The sequence below is a fragment of the Flintibacter muris genome (genome assembly GCF_943192995.1).
GTDB lineage: Bacteria > Bacillota > Clostridia > Oscillospirales > Oscillospiraceae > Lawsonibacter > Lawsonibacter muris.
On record NZ_CALPCP010000107.1, the window covers coordinates 1 to 1858 of the forward strand.

Annotated in this window: 2 protein-coding genes; both read left to right on the forward strand. The window is 48.9% G+C overall.

Going from position 1 to position 1858, the window contains the following annotated elements; genetic code table 11:
* Nucleotides 1-69: 69 nt before the first annotated feature.
* On the forward strand, nucleotides 70-978 hold the full coding sequence (locus NFS22_RS23465; RefSeq protein WP_251320037.1) for a macro domain-containing protein: 909 nt from the start codon (nucleotides 70-72) through the stop codon (nucleotides 976-978).
* Nucleotides 950-1786, forward strand: a complete 837-nt coding sequence (locus NFS22_RS23470; protein WP_251320038.1) for a DNA translocase FtsK — start codon at nucleotides 950-952, stop codon at nucleotides 1784-1786. The genes NFS22_RS23465 and NFS22_RS23470 overlap by 29 nt, the downstream gene beginning before the upstream one ends.
* Nucleotides 1787-1858: the final 72 nt, after the last annotated feature.

Below are 1858 nucleotides of genomic sequence, written 5' to 3' on the forward strand. Positions count from 1 at the left end.
TTTTGGTACAGGGGAATGTGTTATGCTTGGAACAGATCAGTGGGAAACCAAAAATATGGAGGAACTTTTATGCGGCGCATTACTATTGACTGCCTGACCTTGCTGGTGGGCGGCACCCGGTTGGAGCGGGAACAGCAAATGGGAGAATTTCAAAGCGCCAGCGATTTTATGGCGGCAGTTATACAGGACATCCGAGAAGATATCAGCGGAGCGTTCCTGACGCGCCTGTGTACAACTCCGCGTTTTGCTCTGTCGGAGGTGCAGAGCCTTAGCGGAAAACCGGAAACGGAACAGTTACTGTCCGACCTGTTGATGGACCGCCAGCGGCGGGAGCTCCTTACGGTATTGGGAATGGAGTATATACCCCCATTTATCAAGCGGCTGTATCCCGTTCCCTGCGGCCCGATTCCGGAAAAGATTTGCCTGCTGGAGCGTGATTTGCGAAAATGCAAATTTCTGGAGCTGTATTTTGATTCCGCGCCGGAGGTGGAGATCGTTTGCGATGAGTTCCAGCATTTTATGGAAATGCGTCAGGTGCAGTGCGTGGTATCTCCGGCCAATGCCTTCGGCCTGATGGACGGCGGGTATGATCTGGCGATTACTGAATGGTTTGGGGACCAGCTGCAAAAGCGAGTGCAGCAACATATCATCGACCATTTTTACGGTGAACAGCCGGTGGGAACCAGCTTTTTGATTGACGCAGGAAGAGACGGCCACGCGCTGATCCATACACCCACCATGCGCACACCCCAGCGGATTTTAGACCCGCAGGTCATCTATCAATGTATGCGGACAACCCTGATGTGTGCGGCGGAGTACAGTATCGAAAGCATCGTTATTCCCATGTTTGGAGGCTTGGCGGGCGGAGTACGCCCCCAACTGGTTGCGGACATGATGTGGAGAGCTTACCAGCAGTTAAAAAATCCACCAGAAAGGATTGATTGGAACTATGTGGAAGAAATTGAAATCGCTCCTTAGAGAACGTCCGCGAAAGCGCCGGATCAACATGAGCAAGGAAAAAAATTATGAATATCTGCTTCATGCGCTCGGGATACTGGAAGAACCCGGTTTCATCAATGTGGACGAATCGGACATACTGCAATTGAAATGCGGTGAGGCCGTGTTCCTCTATGAAAGCCCCCCTGCCGCATCCGCAGAAGAAGCGGTGGCAATGGTAAAAAGAGCAGTGAAAAAGATGCGGCCAGCACCAGACCGTGTGGTGTTGCTTACCGTTCTTATGATTATTGCGGACTATGAGTGCGATTTGGAGCTAATTGAACAAATTACAAATCCATTAACTGAAGCGTTTTCAGAGGACACAGGTATAATTTTCGGTGCACAATTCTCCGATAAAAAGGGAATACGTTTTGTAATGGCCACCGCTGAGGGAAAACATGGTTCAAAGCCTTTTTGCGTTGATGATTCTTTGGAAGCTCCGGCTTTGGATCAATCAGAAAATTCTGATGGAGGAGAAATTGAAATGCAGGAAGCGTTTTCTTCCCCCAGGCTTAGCGATGCCGAACTGATTGACACCGTAGCGGAAATGATTTTAGAAACGGAGTATATTACGGTCGCTATGCTTCAACGCCGGTTTAATTTGGCTTATAGCCGTGCGCTTGCTCTGCTCAAATGGATGGAGAGATTCGAACTTATCAGCTCTCTCGATTCGGAGAAGCCACGGCGTCTTTTAATGTCACCCACACAATGGAAAGCGGTAAGAGAGTGCATGACTCCAGATAATTTATCAATCATGGAGGAACTCTATGAAGACCGAGGATATTTTTAGAAGCTGTACCAATAGGCTAAAGCCTTTTTAACAAAGTGCGAAAAGCGGCAATCATGCAAACCGCCTGAGCAG

Coding starts and splice junctions, on each gene's coding strand:
- NFS22_RS23470 (WP_251320038.1), top strand. CDS start 950: ATGTGGAAGAAATTGAAATCGCTCCTTAGAGAACGTCCGCGAAAGCGC.
- NFS22_RS23465 (WP_251320037.1), top strand. CDS start 70: ATGCGGCGCATTACTATTGACTGCCTGACCTTGCTGGTGGGCGGCACC.